Annotated in this window: 14 protein-coding genes; 5 read left to right on the top strand and 9 right to left on the bottom strand. The window is 64.3% G+C overall.

Annotated elements, in window-relative coordinates:
- Positions 1–12: 12 nt before the first annotated feature.
- The 4 genes from JOZ06_RS09745 to JOZ06_RS09730 form a co-directional block, all read right to left on the bottom strand.
- Positions 13–1,803 carry a nickel-dependent hydrogenase large subunit gene (locus JOZ06_RS09745; RefSeq protein WP_293231876.1) on the bottom strand — a complete coding sequence of 597 codons (1,791 nt, stop codon included), beginning with the start codon at positions 1,801–1,803 and terminating at the stop codon, positions 13–15.
- Positions 1,803–2,933: a hydrogenase small subunit gene (locus tag JOZ06_RS09740; protein WP_293231874.1), complete on the bottom strand. Its 1,131-nt coding sequence runs from the start codon at positions 2,931–2,933 to the stop codon at positions 1,803–1,805. The genes JOZ06_RS09745 and JOZ06_RS09740 overlap by 1 nt, the downstream gene beginning before the upstream one ends.
- A gap of 392 nt (positions 2,934–3,325) precedes the next feature.
- Positions 3,326–3,667, bottom strand: coding sequence for a hypothetical protein (locus tag JOZ06_RS09735; protein ID WP_293231873.1), 342 nt, complete (start codon positions 3,665–3,667; stop codon positions 3,326–3,328).
- Positions 3,668–3,782: 115 nt separating this feature from the next.
- Positions 3,783–5,222 carry an efflux transporter outer membrane subunit gene (locus JOZ06_RS09730; protein ID WP_293231871.1) on the bottom strand — a complete coding sequence of 480 codons (1,440 nt, stop codon included), beginning with the start codon at positions 5,220–5,222 and terminating at the stop codon, positions 3,783–3,785.
- Between the two features lie 104 nt (positions 5,223–5,326).
- Here JOZ06_RS09730 and JOZ06_RS09725 point away from each other — a divergent pair, with 104 nt between their 5' ends.
- Genes JOZ06_RS09725 through JOZ06_RS09715 form a run of 3 tightly spaced genes read left to right on the top strand, consistent with a single transcriptional unit; the run spans position 5,327 to position 8,755 of the window.
- On the top strand, positions 5,327–6,427 hold the full coding sequence (locus JOZ06_RS09725; protein ID WP_293231869.1) for an HlyD family secretion protein: 1,101 nt from the start codon (positions 5,327–5,329) through the stop codon (positions 6,425–6,427).
- A gap of 2 nt (positions 6,428–6,429) precedes the next feature.
- A complete protein-coding gene (locus tag JOZ06_RS09720; protein WP_293231867.1) occupies positions 6,430–8,028 on the top strand; it encodes a DHA2 family efflux MFS transporter permease subunit in 1,599 nt (532 codons plus the stop codon).
- Positions 8,029–8,047: 19 nt separating this feature from the next.
- On the top strand, positions 8,048–8,755 hold the full coding sequence (locus tag JOZ06_RS09715; RefSeq protein ID WP_293231865.1) for an SDR family oxidoreductase: 708 nt from the start codon (positions 8,048–8,050) through the stop codon (positions 8,753–8,755).
- A gap of 39 nt (positions 8,756–8,794) precedes the next feature.
- Here the strand turns inward: JOZ06_RS09715 and JOZ06_RS09710 are convergent, their stop codons facing one another.
- The 4 genes from JOZ06_RS09710 to JOZ06_RS09695 all read right to left on the bottom strand — a co-directional run bounded on the left by JOZ06_RS09710 (position 8,795) and on the right by JOZ06_RS09695 (position 12,619).
- The gene (locus JOZ06_RS09710) at positions 8,795–9,289 is read right to left on the bottom strand and encodes a helix-turn-helix domain-containing protein (protein WP_293231863.1); all 495 of its coding nucleotides are present in this window, start codon (positions 9,287–9,289) and stop codon (positions 8,795–8,797) included.
- Positions 9,290–9,530: 241 nt separating this feature from the next.
- Positions 9,531–11,420 (bottom strand): amidohydrolase, encoded by a 1,890-nt coding sequence (locus JOZ06_RS09705; protein WP_293231861.1) that lies wholly within the window; start codon positions 11,418–11,420, stop codon positions 9,531–9,533.
- Positions 11,421–11,451: 31 nt separating this feature from the next.
- Complete coding sequence (locus JOZ06_RS09700; RefSeq protein ID WP_293231859.1) at positions 11,452–12,153, bottom strand: pirin family protein; 702 nt, start codon at positions 12,151–12,153, stop codon at positions 11,452–11,454.
- A gap of 76 nt (positions 12,154–12,229) precedes the next feature.
- Entirely contained in the window at positions 12,230–12,619 is a 390-nt protein-coding gene (locus JOZ06_RS09695) for a helix-turn-helix domain-containing protein (RefSeq protein ID WP_293231857.1), read from the bottom strand.
- Between the two features lie 85 nt (positions 12,620–12,704).
- On the opposite strand from JOZ06_RS09695, the gene JOZ06_RS09690 reads away from it, so the two are divergent.
- Both JOZ06_RS09690 and JOZ06_RS09685 read left to right on the top strand, forming a co-directional pair.
- Entirely contained in the window at positions 12,705–13,562 is an 858-nt protein-coding gene (locus tag JOZ06_RS09690) for an SDR family oxidoreductase (protein WP_293231855.1), read from the top strand.
- A gap of 262 nt (positions 13,563–13,824) precedes the next feature.
- Positions 13,825–14,748 carry a hypothetical protein gene (locus tag JOZ06_RS09685; protein ID WP_293231853.1) on the top strand — a complete coding sequence of 308 codons (924 nt, stop codon included), beginning with the start codon at positions 13,825–13,827 and terminating at the stop codon, positions 14,746–14,748.
- Between the two features lie 10 nt (positions 14,749–14,758).
- On the opposite strand, the gene JOZ06_RS09680 is transcribed toward JOZ06_RS09685, so the two are convergent.
- Positions 14,759–15,317, bottom strand: a 559-nt coding sequence (locus JOZ06_RS09680; protein ID WP_293231851.1) for an NUDIX domain-containing protein, incomplete at its 5' end; no start/stop codon positions are given.

The raw sequence follows: 15,317 nt of genomic DNA, 5'->3' as shown, positions 1-15,317 counted from the left end.
TCCCTCGGACGCTTAGCGGACCTGCACCTTGACCAGTTCGCCGCCGTCCTGGCCGATGACGTGGGTCGAACAGGCGAGGCAAGGATCGAAGCTGTGCAGCGTGCGCAGGATCTCCAGCGGCTGATCCGCCACCGCCATGCGCGTGCCCATCAGCGAGGCCTCGTAGGCGCCGATCTGTCCCTTGGCGTCGCGCGGGCCGGCGTTCCAGGTGGTCGGCACCACCGCCTGATAGCTGTCGATGCGGGTGTCGGCGATCTTGAGCCAATGGCCGAGCGCGCCGCGCGGCGCTTCGGTGAAGCCGACGCCGCGCGCGGTCTTGGGCCACGTGGCCGGATCCCACTTGTCGACGTTGGCGGTGGCGGTGTCGCCGGCCTTGATGTTGGCGATCAGGTCGTCGTGGAATCCGCGCAGCTTGTGCGCCGCCCACGAGGCTTCCAGCGCGCGCGCCGCGGTGCGGCCGAGCGTGGAGAACAGCGCGCTCTTGGGCGCGTCGAGCTTCTTGAGCAGGGCGTCGATCGGCTCTTTGAATTCCGGCTTGTTCTGGTGATAGCCGATCAGGTAGCGCGCCAGCGGCCCGACCTCCATCGCGTGGCCCTTCCAGCGCGGCGACTTGATCCACGAGTACTTGGCCGACTCGTCCAATTGCTCGATGCGGGTTTTGGTGCCCTTGTGATTGGCGCCCAGTTCGAAGTTCGGTTCGGTGACGCCGTCGAACGGGTGCAGGCCCCTGTTGTTGTCGTCGTAGCGGTACCAGCTGTGGGTGACGAACTCCTGGATCTCGTCCTGGGCATACAGGTCGACCGGGTGGATTTCGTTGAAATTGCCGTTGATGATGGCGCCGCGCGGCAATAGCAGGCTCTTGTCGCTGTAGTCGTTGGCGATCGACGGAAAATCGCCGTACGACAGCACGCTTTGGCTGGCGAGTCCGCCGCCGATGCTGGCCCAGTCCTTGTAGAAGCCGGCGATGGCCACCACGTCCGGCAGATAGACCTGGTCGACGAACGCCATGGCGCGGTCGATGATCTGCGATACCAGGTTGAGCCGTTCCATGTTGACTGCGCCGACTGCGCCGACGTCGTCGATGTTGATCGCACACGGCATGCCGCCCACCAGCCAGTTCGGGTGCGGATTCTTGCCGCCGAAAATGGTGTGGATCTTGACGATGTCCTTCTGGAAGTCGAGCGCCTCCAGGTAGTGCGCTACCGCCATCAGGTTGGCCTCGGGCGGCAGTTTCATTGCCGGGTGGCCCCAGTAGCCGTTGCGGAACGGGCCCAACTGGCCCGATTCGACAAAGCGCGTCAGGCGCGACTGCAGGTCACGGAAATAGCCCGGGCTCGACAGCGGCCAATCGGAAATGCTTTGCGCGAGTTCGCTGGTTTTCTTTGGATCGGCCTTGAGCGCCGCCACCACGTCGACCCAATCGAGCGCGTGCAGGTGGTAGAAGTGCACCAGGTGGTCGTGCACGTACAGCGTGGCCTGCATGATGTTGCGAATCAGGTTGGCGTTCTTGGGGATCTGGATCTTGAGCGCGTCCTCGACCGCGCGCACCGAGGTCAGCGCGTGCGTGCCGGTGCACACGCCGCAGATGCGCTCGACGAAGGCCCAGGCGTCGCGCGGGTCGCGCCCCTTGAGAATGACTTCCAGCCCGCGCCACATGGTGCCGGTGGACACGGCGTTGGTGATGACGTTATTGGCGTCGAGGTTGACCTCGCAGCGCAGATGGCCTTCGATGCGCGTGACCGGGTCGACCACCACGCGGCGGCCGCTGTTGTCGAGCGTAAAACCCTGTGTCTGGTAAGCCATCAGACATTCTCCTTATTGTTTTCTTTGTCGGCGTCTTGCTTCGCTTCATCCTTGTCGAGCGGCTTGAGGTCCTGCTTCTTCAACAGCGTGCTCTTGATCGCGCTCAGCGCCGCGTGCGCGGCGATGCCGGCGCCGACCGAACCGACCACGGTCAGGCCGATCTTGTCGGCGGTGGCCTCGATGCCGAACGGTTGAATCGACGTCACGCGGTCGTAGAACGAGCCCTTGTCCCAGAACCCTTCTTCCGAGCAGCCGATGCAGCCGTGGCCCGACTGGATCGGGAACGAGGTGCCGTCGTTCCAGCGCACGGTGGAGCAGGCGTTATAGGTGGTCGGCCCCTTGCAGCCCATCTTGTACAGGCAATAGCCCTTCCTCGCGCCGTCGTCGTCCCAGCTCTCGACGAACTGGCCGGCGTCGAAGTGCGGCCGGCGATAGCACTTGTCGTGAATGCGCTGGCCGTAGAACATCTTCGGCCGGCCTTGGCGGTCGAGCGCCGGGAGCTGGTCGAACGTGACCATGTAGGTGATGACCGCGGCCATCACTTCCGGAATCGGCGGGCAGCCGGGCACCTTGATCACCGGCTTGTCGGTGATCACCTGGTGCACCGGGGTGGCGCGGGTCGGGTTCGGCTTGGCCGCCTGCACGCAGCCCCAGCTGGCGCAGGAACCCCAGGCGATCAACGCCTTGGCGTCGGCCGACACGCGGCGCAGCTTTTCCACGAACGGCTCGCCGCCGGGGAAGCAGAACATGCCGTCCTCGTTGAGCGGCGGGTTGCCCTCGACCGCGACGATGTAGTTGCCTTTGTAGGTTTTGACGATGTCGTCGAGGATGGCTTCGGCCTGATGCCCGGCGGCCGCCATGATGGTGTCGTCGTAATCGAGCGAGATCATCGACAGAATGGCGTCTTTGGCCAGCGGGTGGGCCGAGCGGATGAAGGATTCGGTACAGCAGGTGCATTCCAAGCCGTGCAGCCAGATCACCGGCACGCGCGGCTTGTTTTCCAATGCCCAGGAAATGCGCGGCACGAACGCCGACCCTAGCCCGAGCGAGGTGGCCGTCAGGCTGCAAAATTTGAGAAAGCTGCGCCGAGTCACGCCCTGGCGCCGCATGGCCTGATAAAAAGTCTCCATTGTTCTAGCTCCTCCATCACGCCGCGGGGGCATGGTGTGTTCTTTTGAGGGTCTGTCATCAGGTGTTCGGCGCAATGCCGCGCGTTGCGCGGCGATTGCGCCCTACGCAACGGGACACCCCTTCGCGTAGGGTGCACTCGCCGAAGGCAGTGCACCGCCGTCTTATGACGACGCGCCCTAGTGAGGATAAAGCCTAAAACCACGTTATCTGTAATGTTTTTAGGTGGCAAGGACGTCACGGCAGCAATCGGGTGGGGGCGTTTCCTCTCTCCGACACGCAGCGTAGGGGTCGGCGTGGATAAACCATTGACATTATTAAACTGTCGGACATTATACCAAAAGCGTTGCCAGAGGCATATAGAGAGTAGGGTTATTACGGGAGTGCGGTAGTGTCAGCGGTTGCTGGAAGCGGGATGGTGCAAGAAAACGTATAGCGTCGAGTCGGGGGTCAGGTTGGTGATGTGCCAGTCGCGCGCCAGGGGGAGATGCAGCATTCTCGCGCGGCCCGGGGCCCGCAACGTTTGCCGGGGAAGCCACTGATCCAGCGTCGGATCGTGCAATTGATAATGGCCGGTAAAAGGCGCGTCATTGCCATCGTTCTTCTCGAAAATGACGTACAAGCGCTTGCCCCGATTGGCCCGCGGTTTGAACCACTCCTCGCGGTCCAGGCGTTTTTCCTCCGCGGGCAATAAGGACAGCACCAGCTGCGTGTCGTCGTCGAGACAATAGGCCATCTGCCATTCCTTTCACCCAGCGAGAGAAGAGAGGCGTTGCAAGCGAATGACGCATGGCCGGGGCAAAACGTGAAAAAAGCCATGCGTCAATCGTGGGTGTTGAATCGCGGTGGCGCTACCACCCTCCGCCGAGCGCGCGGAAGGTGGCGACGGCGGCAAGCGCGTTGTCGGTCCGAGCTTGTTGCAACTGGTCTTGCGCCTGTTGCAGTTGCCGCTGTTCCAGCAATTGATCGTAAAGACTGAGCGCGCCGCGCGCGGTGGCGAGCTGCGTCTTGCGATAGGCCGCCGCGCGCGCATCCACCTGCTGTTGCCGCTGCTGGCGCAACGCCTCGTTGTCGATCAGGGCGACGATGGCGTCTTCCACATCTTCCGTGGCGCGCAACATCGCCTGACGATAGCGCGCCAGCGCCTCGGCGTTGCGGCCCTTGGCCTCAGCCACTTCACCATTGACCCGCCCGAAATCGAACAGCCGCCAGCGTAGGCCGACGGCCGCCGCCGCTTGTTCGCTCGCCGATGTGAACAGCGTGCCGCCGCCCAAGCTGGCGGAGCCGATCAGCGCCGACAGCGATACCTTGGGGTAGTACTCGGCCATGGCCACGCCGATCTCGGCATTCGCGGCGGCCAACTGGCGCTCGGCGGCAATCACGTCCGGCCGGCGCCTGAGCAAGTCGGCGGGGCCGCCCGCCGTGCCAATGGCGGGAATCGCCTCTTCGCTTTCCGGCTCTGCCAACTGCGCGGCGTTGGCGCCGGGATAGGCGCCCATCAAGACGTCCAGCCGGTTCATTTGCGTGGCGATTTCCTGCCGCAACGGCGCGATCAGCGCGCGGGTGTCGGCCAGCTGCGCTTGGGCCAGATCGCGATCATGTGCCGCCGCCAAGCCGTCTTGGACGCGCAGGTCGGTCAAAGTCAGCCATTGGCTGTCGGTGGCCGCGCGCGCCTCGGCCAACTGCAGACGCCGCTCGGCGCCGCGTAGACGGAAGTAGGCGTCGGCGGCTTCGGCCGTGAGCGACACCCGTAGACCAAGGCGATTGGCTTCGGCCGCTTGTGCCTCGGCGGTCGCGGCCTCGGTCTGGCGGCGCAGTCCGCCGAACAGATCCCACTCCCAGCTGGCGCCGGCGTCGGCCTCATACAGTGTGCTGTCGCGTTGATAGCCCGGCAGCGCGTGGGCGATCTTGCCGAGCGGGCTTTCCAACGATTGATGTTCGCGCGTGCTATCGGCCGACAGGTCGGCGGCGGGTAGTTGTTGCGCCCGTGTGCGCTGCAGGACGGCGCGGGCGGCCTCGATGCGTGCTTCAGCGGCGGCCAGGTCGAGGTTCTGCGCCTGAACGCGCTCGATCAGGCGCGTTAGCGCCGGGTCGTGAAAGCCGGTCCACCATTGGTCCAGCGGCGGTGCCTGCGTGCTGGCGGGCCGTGCCGCCAAGGCCGCTTGGCCGTTGAAATGTGCCGGTGCCTGCAGATCGGGGGGTTGGTAGTTCGGGCCGACCGACGCGCAGCCGGCCAGACCGAGCAGCAACACCGGGACAAGCCATGGGTGGCGGAGAGAAAAAGAATTCATGGTTGACGCGACTCGCATAGTTACTTGCATGATGGAAGTTACTACTTTATAGTGACTTCCATGTTGAAAGCAACTAGTCGTCGAAATGGCAAAGGTGAAAGCAGATGAGTATGAACGCGCAGGCCGAACAAGCCGTTGAAGCAGGCCCCCCGGCCGACAGGGCCAAGAAGCCCCGACACCGCCTGGCTGGATGGATTCTGGCGTTGGTCCTGGTTGGCGCGGCCGGCTACGGTCTGTATTGGTGGACCGTAGGCCGCTTCGTCGAAGAGACCGACGACGCCTACGTCGGCGCCGACGTGACGGTGATTGCGCCCAAGGTGGCGGGCAACATTGCGCAGTTGCAAGTTCGCGACAACCAATTGGTGCATGCAGGCGACACGTTGTTGCGGCTCGATGATCGCGACTTCCGCGCGGCCTTGGCCAAGGCGGAAGGCGCTGTGGCGGCGCAGCAAGCGCTGTTGGCCAATCTGGATGCCACCAGCGCGCTGCAGCGCGCGCAAATCGATCAAGCTCAAGCCGGGCTTGCCGCTAGCACGGCGGAGAACGAACGCGCCAGCGCGGATGAGGCGCGCTATCGCGATCTGGTGGGGCAGGGCGCGGTATCGCAGCAAAGCAACGAGCGGGCGCTGGCGGAGTTCCGCCAGGCGCGCGCCAATCAGCAGAAGGCGGGGGCGGCGCTATTGGCGTCGCAACGCGAATTGGACGTGATCGCCACCCGCAAGCGTCAGGCCGCGGCCGCCTTGACGCAGGCTATGGCCGAGCGCGAGCAGGCCCGGCTCAATCTGTCCTACACGGTATTGAAGGCGCCGCTGGACGGCGTGGTCGGCAACCGCCGCGCGCATATCGGCAGCTACGCCGGCGTCGGCAGCCAGTTGTTGACCTTGGTGCCGGCGCAAGGGCTGTGGATCGACGCTAATTTCAAGGAGGACCAGCTGGCCCGCTTCCGCCCCGGCCAGCGCGCGACGGTGCGCGCCGATATTCTGCCCGGGCGGGTATTTCATGGCCGGGTGGCGAGCCTTTCGCCGGCCACCGGCGCGCAGTTCAGCGTGCTGCCGGCCGAGAACGCCACCGGTAACTTCACCAAGATCGTGCAGCGCGTGCCGGTGCGCATCGTGCTGGATGGCGCCGATGCCTCGCTGGGGCTGTTGCGGCCGGGCTTGTCGGTGACGGTCGCGGTCGATCTGCACGCGGACGGAGGACAGTGATCGTGCGTCCGTTTGCATTCCTCCATTCGCCGTCCAAGGTGGTCTCGCCCGCCGACATGACGACCGGCGCCAAGGTGCTGGCTTTCTCCGCGATGTGTATCGGCATGTTCATCGCCTTGCTCGATATCCAGATCGTGTCGGCCTCGTTGCGCGACATCGGCGGCGGCCTGTCAGCCGGCGCGGACGAGACGGTGTGGGTGCAAACCAGTTACCTGATCGCCGAGATCATCGTCATTCCCTTGTCCGGCTGGCTCGCGCACGTGTTTTCCACCCGCTGGCTGTTCGCGCTGTCGGCGGCGGGCTTCACGCTGGCCAGCCTGCTGTGCGGCGCGGCTTGGGACATCCGCAGCATGATCGTGTTTCGCGCGCTGCAGGGGTTCTTGGGCGGCTCGATGATTCCGATGGTGTTCACCTCGTCGTTCGCCTTTTTCAACGGCAAGCAGCGCGTGGTGGCGGCGGCGACCATCGGCGCGCTGGCGTCGCTGGCGCCGACCTTCGGACCAGTGGTGGGCGGGTGGATTACCGATCATTATTCCTGGCCTTGGCTGTTTTTCGTCAATCTGGCGCCGGGAATCTTTGTCACGGTGATGGTGCCGCTGCTGGTGCATATCGACCAATCCGATTTTTCGCTGCTGCGCGGCGCCGACTACCTAGGCATGGTGCTGTTGGCGCTCTGGCTCGGCTGCCTGGAGTACGTTTTGGAAGAGGGCCCGCGGCTCGACTGGTTCGGCGACCGCGCCATCCTGACCTGCGCCTGGATTTCCGGCTTGTCCGGCATCGCCTTTCTCTATCGCAGCCTGACGTACGCGCAGCCGGTGGTCGATCTGCGCGCGCTCAAAAACCGCAATTTCGCCCTCGGCTGCTTTTTTTCCTTCGTTACCGGCATCGGCATGTTTGCCACCATCTACCTGACCCCTTTGTTTCTGGGAGAGGTGCGTGGCTATAGCGCGTTGCAGATCGGCTCGGCGGTGTTCTCCACCGGCGTGTTTCAAATCCTCTCCATCCCTGTGTACGCCCTGTTGGCCAACCGGGTCGATCTGCGCCGGCTGATGATGTTCGGGCTGGCTTGCTTTGCCTTGTCGATGTGGCGCTTCGCGCCGCTGACGCACGACTGGGGCGCGGCGCAGCTGTTGCTGCCGCAGGCGTTGCGCGGTATCGGCCAGCAGTTCGCCATTCCGCCGATCGTCACCTTGTCGCTCGGATCGCTGCCGATGGCGCGGCTGAAGCTCGCCTCGGGCCTGTTCAATCTGATGCGTAATTTGGGCGGGGCCATCGGTATCGCCGTGTGCGCCACGCTGCTCAATAACCGTACCAATCTGCATTTCTACCGTCTTGCGGAGCATCTCGCCGCGCCGAACGAAGCCATGAATGGCTGGGTGCAGACCATGGCGGGTCAGGCGCAGGCGCTGACCGGCGATGCGGCGCTAAGCGGCGCGGCCGCCCTGCGCCAGTTGGGGGCGCTGGCATTGCGCGAAGCGCGCACGATGGCGTTCGCCGATTGCTTTCTTGCCGTCATGGTGTGCCTGCTGCTGGCCACGCTGATGGTGCCGTTGATGCGCAAGGCCCCGCCATCCCAAGGGCCGTCGGCCGACGCGCATTGAAATTTCAGGAGAAGAAACCATGCAAATCAACCATTCCGTCGCCTTCGTCACCGGCGCCAATCGCGGCCTCGGCCTAGCCTTGGTGCACGAACTGCTCGCGCGCGGCGCGAGCAAGGTCTACGCCGGCATGCGCACGCCGGTCGACCTGGGCCTGGCCGGCGTGATTACCGTGCCGCTCGACGTGACCAAGCCGGATCAGATCGCCGCCGCGGTGCGCCAGTGCGCCGACACCACCTTGCTGATCAACAACGCCGGCATTGCCGAGGTGGCCGACAGCCTGGCGCCGGATGGCATCGAGACCTCGCGCCGCATCTTCGAAACCAATTACTACGGGCTGATCGGCGCGAGCCAGGCATTCGCACCGGTATTGGCCGCCCACGGCGGCGGCGCCATCGTCAACGTGCTGTCGGTGGTGTCGTGGGTCAGCTCGTCGATGTTGACCTATTACGCGGCGTCGAAGTCGGCTGCCTGGAGTTACACCAACGCGCTGCGCCTACAACTGCAAGAGCAGGGCACGCAAGTGGTGGGCTTGCATGTGGGTTTCATGGAGACCGATCTGACCAAGGGTTTTCTGGTCGATAAGATCGACCCGCGCCTGGTGGCGGCGCGCACGCTGGATGGGATCGAGGCGGGCGCCGAAGAGGTGCTGGCGGACGAGGTGAGCGCCCAGGTCAAACAAGGTCTGGTGGCGGAGCCGGCGGTTTATCTGCGTCCGCTCGTGCGCTGAAGCGCTGGCGCGGCACCCGGCGTTTGAGGGTGGGGGGCCTCAGCGTCCGGCGCGCCGTGCCGCGGCGATGCGTTGATGAATGCGTTCGCCGGCCGCGGGGCCGGCGCGCATTTCATAGTCCGGGCCGGAGACCGGCTGGCCGTTGGCGCGATCGACGAGCACCGGGTCGGCGACGAGGCCGGTGAGTTTGTTGACCAGGGTGACACTTTCGCCCTCGGGCGCGAAATGCTTATTGCCCCAAGCGAGCAGGGCCAGCATGACCGGACGGAAATCGGTGCCGCGCTCGGTCAGCACGTATTCGAAACGCGGCGGGTGCGCGCAATATTGCCGCCGCTCGAGCAGGCCGCCCTCGACCAGCGCGTTCAGCCGGCGCGTCAGCATGTTGGGCGAGATGCCCAGGCTTTGCTCGAATTGATCGAAGCGGGTCAGACCGTAAAAGGCGTCGCGCAGGATCAGGATGCTCCACCATTCACCCACCCGGTCGAGGCTGCGGGCGATCGGACATTGCGTGTTGCCAAGGCTTTTTCGTTGCATGATGCGGCTAGCTCGCCAGTTACTGTCATGATGATAGTAACTATAGCCGATTTTGGGTCCTTCCGCAGCAATTCCTCTGTGGCGCACTGCCTTCGGCGAGTGCGCCCTACGTGAGTGCGGATCCGGGGTTGTAGGGAGCAATCGCCGCGCAACGCGCGGCATTGCGCCAACGCCGCCGCGCGCGGCACCCGTCCCACATTGAGTTCGATCCAATCCGCCCGTTCGTTTTTGGGGCGGTTCGTTACACCGCCCAGCACGAGCAGCCGAGCGCACCGAAGAAGCCTTTGATATCCGATGCCGGCACAGATGAACCCCAAGCCTGGGCGTGCGCATGGCCGTGCAGCCCGCAGGCATTGGCGCAGCCGCACGCCGCCGCTGCCTGGCGGTGCAGCGAATGCTTGCCCGCGCCGTCCGGCTCGCCCCAGGCGGCATAACCCTTGAAGCGGCGCGCCGGCGACCAGTCTGGCATAGCTGGCGGCAACGGGTTGTCGTCCAGCGCGGCGAAGTCGCCGGCGCCATAGACGACGCGGCCGCCCACCACGGTCAATTCGGCGGTCAGAAATGCGATGTCGTCCTCGTGGCAATGGAAAAAATCCTTGTCCGGCACGATCAAGTCGGCGAAGTGGCCTGCCTCGATGCGCCCGCGCCGGCCTTCTTCATTGCTGAACCAGGCAACGTTCTCCGTCCATAGCCGCAGCGCCGTCTCCCGGTCCAGGCAGTGACGCGACGGCGTGAGCGACAAGCCGCCGATCGTCTTGCCCGTGATCAGCCAGGCCAGCGATACCCACGGATTGTAGGAAGCGACGCGCGTGGCGTCGGTGCCGGCCGAGACTTTCACGCCCTTGGCCAGCATGCGCTTGACCGGCGGTGTGGCCTCGGCGGCGGCCGCGCCGTAGCGTTCGACGAAATATTCGCCCTGGTAGGCCATGCGGTGCTGTACGGCGATGCCGCCGCCTAGCGCGGCGATGCGGTCGATCGACTGGTCCGAGATGGTTTCGGCGTGGTCGAAGAACCAGTTCAGCCCCTGCAAGGGGACGTCACGGTTCACCTTTTCGAACACGTCCAACGCGCGCGCGATGGTTTCGTCGTAAGTGGCGTGCAGCCGCCATGGCCAGCGGTTGTGGGCCAGAATGCGCACCACGTCCTCCAGCTCGCGCTCCATCTGCGGCGGCATGTCGGGTCGAGGCTGGCGAAAATCCTCGAAGTCGGCCGCCGAAAAGACCAGCATTTCGCCGGCGCCGTTGTGACGGAAGTAATCGTCGCCTTGCTTATAGGTGACGTTGGCGGTCCAGTTGAGAAAGTCTTCCTTCTCTTGCTGGGGTTTCTGGGTGAACAGGTTGTACGCCAACCGCACCGTCATCAACCCCTCGTCGGCCAGCTTTTGAATCACCGCGTAATCGTCGGGGTAATTCTGAAAGCCGCCGCCGGCATCGATCACGCCGGTCACCCCCAGCCGGTTCAGCTCGCGCATGAAGTGGCGGGTGGAGTTGACCTGATAGTCGAACGGCAGCTTCGGTCCTTTGGCCAAGGTGGCGTAGAGAATGGCGGCATTGGGCTTGGCCAGCAGCAGGCCGGTGGGGTTGCCGTGGGCGTCGCGGCGGATTTCGCCGCCCGGCGGTGCGGGCGTGTCCTTGCCGTAACCCACGGCTCGCAACGCTGCCGCGTTAAGCAGGGCGCGGTCGTACAGGTGCAGCAGAAACACCGGGGTGTCGGGCGCGACGGCATTGATCTCGTCCAGTGTCGGCAGCCGTTTTTCGACGAACTGATGCTCGGTGAACCCGCCCACCACGCGGACCCATTGCGGCGGCGGCGTGATCGCCACTTGGCGGCGCAGCATGTCCATGGCGTCGGCCAGCGAGCGCACGCCGTCCCAGCGTAGTTCCATGTTGAAATTCAGGCCCCCGCGCACCACGTGGGTATGGTTGTCGATCAGGCCGGGCAAGACGGCGCGGCCCATGAGGTCGATCGACTTGGTGCCGGCGCCGGCCCAGGCCATGATGTCCCCCTCCGAGCCCACCGCGACGAATCTGCCGTCTTGGATGGCCACGGCGCTGGCATTTGGCCGGCGCGGATCGAGCGTGGTGAAGCGGCCGTTATGCAAAATCGTGTCTGCCTGGCGCTGGCGCGTCATGAATCACTCTCCTTTGCACGGGTGGGCTGGGTTAGTCCGCGGCGTCCACCAAGACCAGCTCGGCGTCCTCGCTGGCGGCGATGCGGATCAGTTCGACGTCTTTGATGGCGGCGCCATCGCGCGCCTGCAGCGCGACGCCGTTGACCGTGATCTGGCCGCTGGCCGGCACCAGATAGGCGTGGCGCCGCGCGTCCAGGCGGTACTCCACCGTTTCGCCCGCTTTGAGCGTGGCGCCGAGTACGCGCGCGTTGGCGCGGATCGGCAGTGCCTGCTCATCGCCGGCCATGCCGCTGGCCAAGGTGACAAACTCTCCGGAGCGGTCGTGCTTGGGAAAGGGTTTGCTGCCCCAGGACGGCGCGCCGCCTTGATGATCGGGGAAGATCCATATCTGAAAAATCCGCGTGACGCCCGGTTCTAGGTTGTATTCGGAGTGCGTGATGCCCGTGCCCGCGCTCATCACTTGCACGTCGCCCGCCTCGGTGCGCCCCTGGTTGCCCAGATTGTCGCGATGGGTGATGGCGCCTTCGCGCACGTAGGTGATGATTTCCATGTTGGCGTGCGAGTGCGGTGGGAAGCCCGTGGCGGGCGCGATCGTGTCGTCGTTCCAAACCCGCAGCGCGCCCCAGTGCTCGCGTGCCGGATCGTGGTAGCCGGCGAAGGAAAAATGATGTTTGGCGTCCAGCCAGCCATGGTCGGCTCCGCCCAGGCTATCGAAGGCGCGGCGTTCAATCATGCGGTGCTCCGTGTTTTTCGTGGGATGGAGCTACTATAGCCAGCCTGGCGGAATATGTTAATGGGATAAGCGAGCGCTATTGCACCCGACGCGCGCGCAATACCCGTCCCAGATTGAGCTCGATCCAATCCGCCAGCGATTCCACCTGCCGCGCCACTTCCTGTCCGAGCGACGTCAGGCTGTATTCCACATGCGGCGGCACCACCGGGTAGGACACACGGTCGACGAAGCCGTCGTCCTCCAGCCATTGCAGCGTTTGCGCCAGCATCTTTTCGCTCACCCCGCCGATCTTGCGCCGAAGCTCGCTGAAGCGGTGCGTGCCGTCCAGCAGCGCCACCAGCACCAATAGCCCCCAGCGGCTGGTGATGTGCTTGAGGATGTCGCGCGACGGACACTCGGCGGAGAACAGCTCGCCGCGGCGTAGCGCCTCGGCCAGGCGTGGGCGGTCATGTTGCAAATTTTCCATACTTACCTTTTTGTACGTACTTACTAAATGTAAGTTAGTGGGGTAGATTATGCGCCGAACCTCGTAAAACCCAAAGGAGATTTTTATGATTGCCATTACCGGTGCTACCGGCCAGCTCGGCCGCCTTGTCATCGACGCGTTGCTCACCCGCGTGCCCGCCAACCAGATCGTCGCCGCCGTGCGCAGCCCTGCCAAGGCGCAAGACCTGGCCGCCAAGGGCGTGATCGTGCGCGAGGCGGACTACAGCCGGCCCGATACGCTGGTCAGCGCTTTGACCGGCATCGACAAGCTGCTGCTGATCTCATCCAACGAAATCGGCCAACGCGCCGTACAACATCAAGCGGTGATCGATGCCGCTAAGCAGGCGGGGGTGAAGCTGGTTGCCTATACCAGCGTGCTGCACGCCGACCGCTCGCCGCTGGGCTTGGCCGAGGAGCACCGTCAGACCGAGGCGGCGCTCAAGGCCGCCGGCCTGCCGCATGTCTTGCTGCGCAATGGCTGGTATACCGAGAACTATCTGGCGAGCGTGCCGAGCGCGCTGCAATATGGCGTGCTCATGGGCAGCGCCGCTGACGGCCGCATCGCCTCGGCCTCGCGCCGCGACTATGCCGAAGCCGCCGTGGCCGTGCTGACCGCGCCGGACAACCAAGCCGGAAAGGTGTACGAGTTGGCCGGCGATAGCGCCTATACCCTGAGCGAGCTGGCGGCGGAGGTGGCGCGCCAATCCGGCAAGACGGTGACGTACAACCATCTTCCCGAGGCCGAATTCAAAGCGATGTTGGTGAGCGTCGGCCTGCCGGAGCCGTTGGCCCAGCTGTTGGCCGACTCCGACGCCGGTGCGGCGCGCGGAGCGCTGTTTGACGACGGCGGCCAATTGCGCCGACTGATCGGCCGTCCGACCACGCCGATGAAAGAATCGTTGGCCGCGGCGTTGAAGGGCTAAGAATCTCTAACAAAAGCACCAGCCAGGCATCCGCTCAGGTTTTGTAGTGCGCGTCCTCAGGCCGTGCGTTGCTTCGCGAATGTACGCTACCCAACCGCGAAATGCGTTCTGTTAGAGGTTCTAAATTGATTACGCCTCGTAAAACCCGCCTGGATGCACGTTTCAGGCGGGTTTTGTTTTCATGCCTGTCATAAAGGACAGTTTCTATGTTGTCGTCATGTTATATGTCCTAAAAGACAGGATTATGAATAAGGGGATGTGCATGTCCGATCTCAATATCGCTGTGTATGCCGAAGGCTGCATGTACCCGGACGACTGCGAGGGGCTGCAGCCGGTCGATGAAACCATTGCGCAATTGCAGGTGTCCGGTTTCACGACGCTGATCCTGGGGCTGTTCCACATCGGACGGAACTACAGCATCGACCCGCCGCAGCAGATGGGCGATCTGTATTTCAACAACCAGCTGATTTTTTCTTCCGGTCGCTACGTCGGCGATCCGGCTTGGCTTGGCCAAGTGAAAAGCGCGCTTGGCGGCAGCGTCGATCAAGTCGGCGCGTCGATCGGCGGCGGCGGGGTGATGGATTTTCAGACCCTGGAGAAGATCTTTCACGATAACGGCAGCACCTTCGCCGGCACCAATCTGGAGCGAAATGTGCGCGCCTTTCGCGACGCGCTGCCGAGCGTGAGCTTCATCGATATGGATTGCGAGGATGTGTACGACTCGCCGTCGTTTGTCGCGTTTTGCCGGCTGCTGGCGGAGCTGGGTTTCGGCCTCACCTTCTGTCCCTACATGCTGCAGCCGTTTTGGGTGCAGGCGTTGGCGGCGCTGCAGCAAACTCATCCCGGCTCGGTGCGTTGGTGGAATCTACAGTGCTATGACGGCGGTTTCGGCAACGACCCCGCACGTTGGGCTAGCGCCATCAAGGCGGCCATGCCCGGCTTTGCCACCGACAAATACATCCTGGCCGGCGATTGGACCGATGCCGGCACCAGCGGCGTCAAAGAGTTGATGGCGGCTCAGCGACAAAAGGCCTGCGTGGGCGGCGGCTTTATCTGGACGTTGGACCGCATCATCGAGACCGCCATCGCCGACGGCGTGCCGCCGCAAGTGGCGATGACCGGTTACGTCAATGCCATCGAAACCGGTTTGCACGGCAAGTCGGCCCAGCCGATGCGGGTGCGTTAGCGTCCTTCGCTTAAATCAGGCCGCCGTGCGTCAATCTCTCATGCACGCGGCGCAGCCGGGCGTCGTCAAGCGCCGCCAGCACCGATAACGGATGCCAGGCGGCGCCATGCACTTCTTCCAACTGCGCCGTCAAGACGTCGTTTTCCTGCGCCACGGCCAGAAACATGAAGTCGTGATGCCAATGCGCGCCTTCGCCTTTGTTCGGGTTGGCGGGAATCGGGTGGCTATCGACGTCCAGCGGCACGCCATGCCGCAGCGTCCATGGGTGCGGCGCGACCGCATACGCGCCGGTTTCCTCCCGCACCTCGCGCAAGGCCGAGTCCAATAGGCCGCCCGGCGCCTCGTAGTGCCCGCCGGGCACCAGCCGCCGCTGCAAGAAGACGTGCTCGATCAGCAGGATTTTGCCGCCGTCCTCGTTCAGCACCGCGGCGCTGGCGGTGACGTGGCCGGTCATGTTCGAGCGCGCGAACAGATCCTCGCCGCTGGCGAGCTGACGCGCCAGCGTGGCAAAGCGCGGGGCGGTCGGAAAGTAGTCTTGATAACGCAGCAGGAGCTGGCGGGTTTCTTCG

The sequence above is a fragment of the Paludibacterium sp. genome (assembly GCF_019232825.1).
Taxonomy (GTDB): Bacteria; Pseudomonadota; Gammaproteobacteria; order Burkholderiales; family Chromobacteriaceae; genus Paludibacterium.
This window is presented reverse-complemented; position numbering and strand designations above follow the sequence as displayed.

What these genes read in the sequence shown, in the direction of transcription:
- JOZ06_RS09745 (WP_293231876.1), bottom strand. Translation starts at nt 1,803, where the DNA reads ATGGCTTACCAGACACAGGGTTTTACGCTCGACAACAGCGGCCGCCGC.
- JOZ06_RS09740 (WP_293231874.1), bottom strand. Translation starts at nt 2,933, where the DNA reads ATGGAGACTTTTTATCAGGCCATGCGGCGCCAGGGCGTGACTCGGCGC.
- JOZ06_RS09735 (WP_293231873.1), bottom strand. Translation starts at nt 3,667, where the DNA reads ATGGCCTATTGTCTCGACGACGACACGCAGCTGGTGCTGTCCTTATTG.
- JOZ06_RS09730 (WP_293231871.1), bottom strand. Translation starts at nt 5,222, where the DNA reads ATGAATTCTTTTTCTCTCCGCCACCCATGGCTTGTCCCGGTGTTGCTG.
- JOZ06_RS09725 (WP_293231869.1), top strand. Translation starts at nt 5,327, where the DNA reads ATGAGTATGAACGCGCAGGCCGAACAAGCCGTTGAAGCAGGCCCCCCG.
- JOZ06_RS09715 (WP_293231865.1), top strand. Translation starts at nt 8,048, where the DNA reads ATGCAAATCAACCATTCCGTCGCCTTCGTCACCGGCGCCAATCGCGGC.
- JOZ06_RS09710 (WP_293231863.1), bottom strand. Translation starts at nt 9,289, where the DNA reads ATGCAACGAAAAAGCCTTGGCAACACGCAATGTCCGATCGCCCGCAGC.
- JOZ06_RS09705 (WP_293231861.1), bottom strand. Translation starts at nt 11,420, where the DNA reads ATGACGCGCCAGCGCCAGGCAGACACGATTTTGCATAACGGCCGCTTC.
- JOZ06_RS09700 (WP_293231859.1), bottom strand. Translation starts at nt 12,153, where the DNA reads ATGATTGAACGCCGCGCCTTCGATAGCCTGGGCGGAGCCGACCATGGC.
- JOZ06_RS09695 (WP_293231857.1), bottom strand. Translation starts at nt 12,619, where the DNA reads ATGGAAAATTTGCAACATGACCGCCCACGCCTGGCCGAGGCGCTACGC.
- JOZ06_RS09690 (WP_293231855.1), top strand. Translation starts at nt 12,705, where the DNA reads ATGATTGCCATTACCGGTGCTACCGGCCAGCTCGGCCGCCTTGTCATC.
- JOZ06_RS09685 (WP_293231853.1), top strand. Translation starts at nt 13,825, where the DNA reads ATGTCCGATCTCAATATCGCTGTGTATGCCGAAGGCTGCATGTACCCG.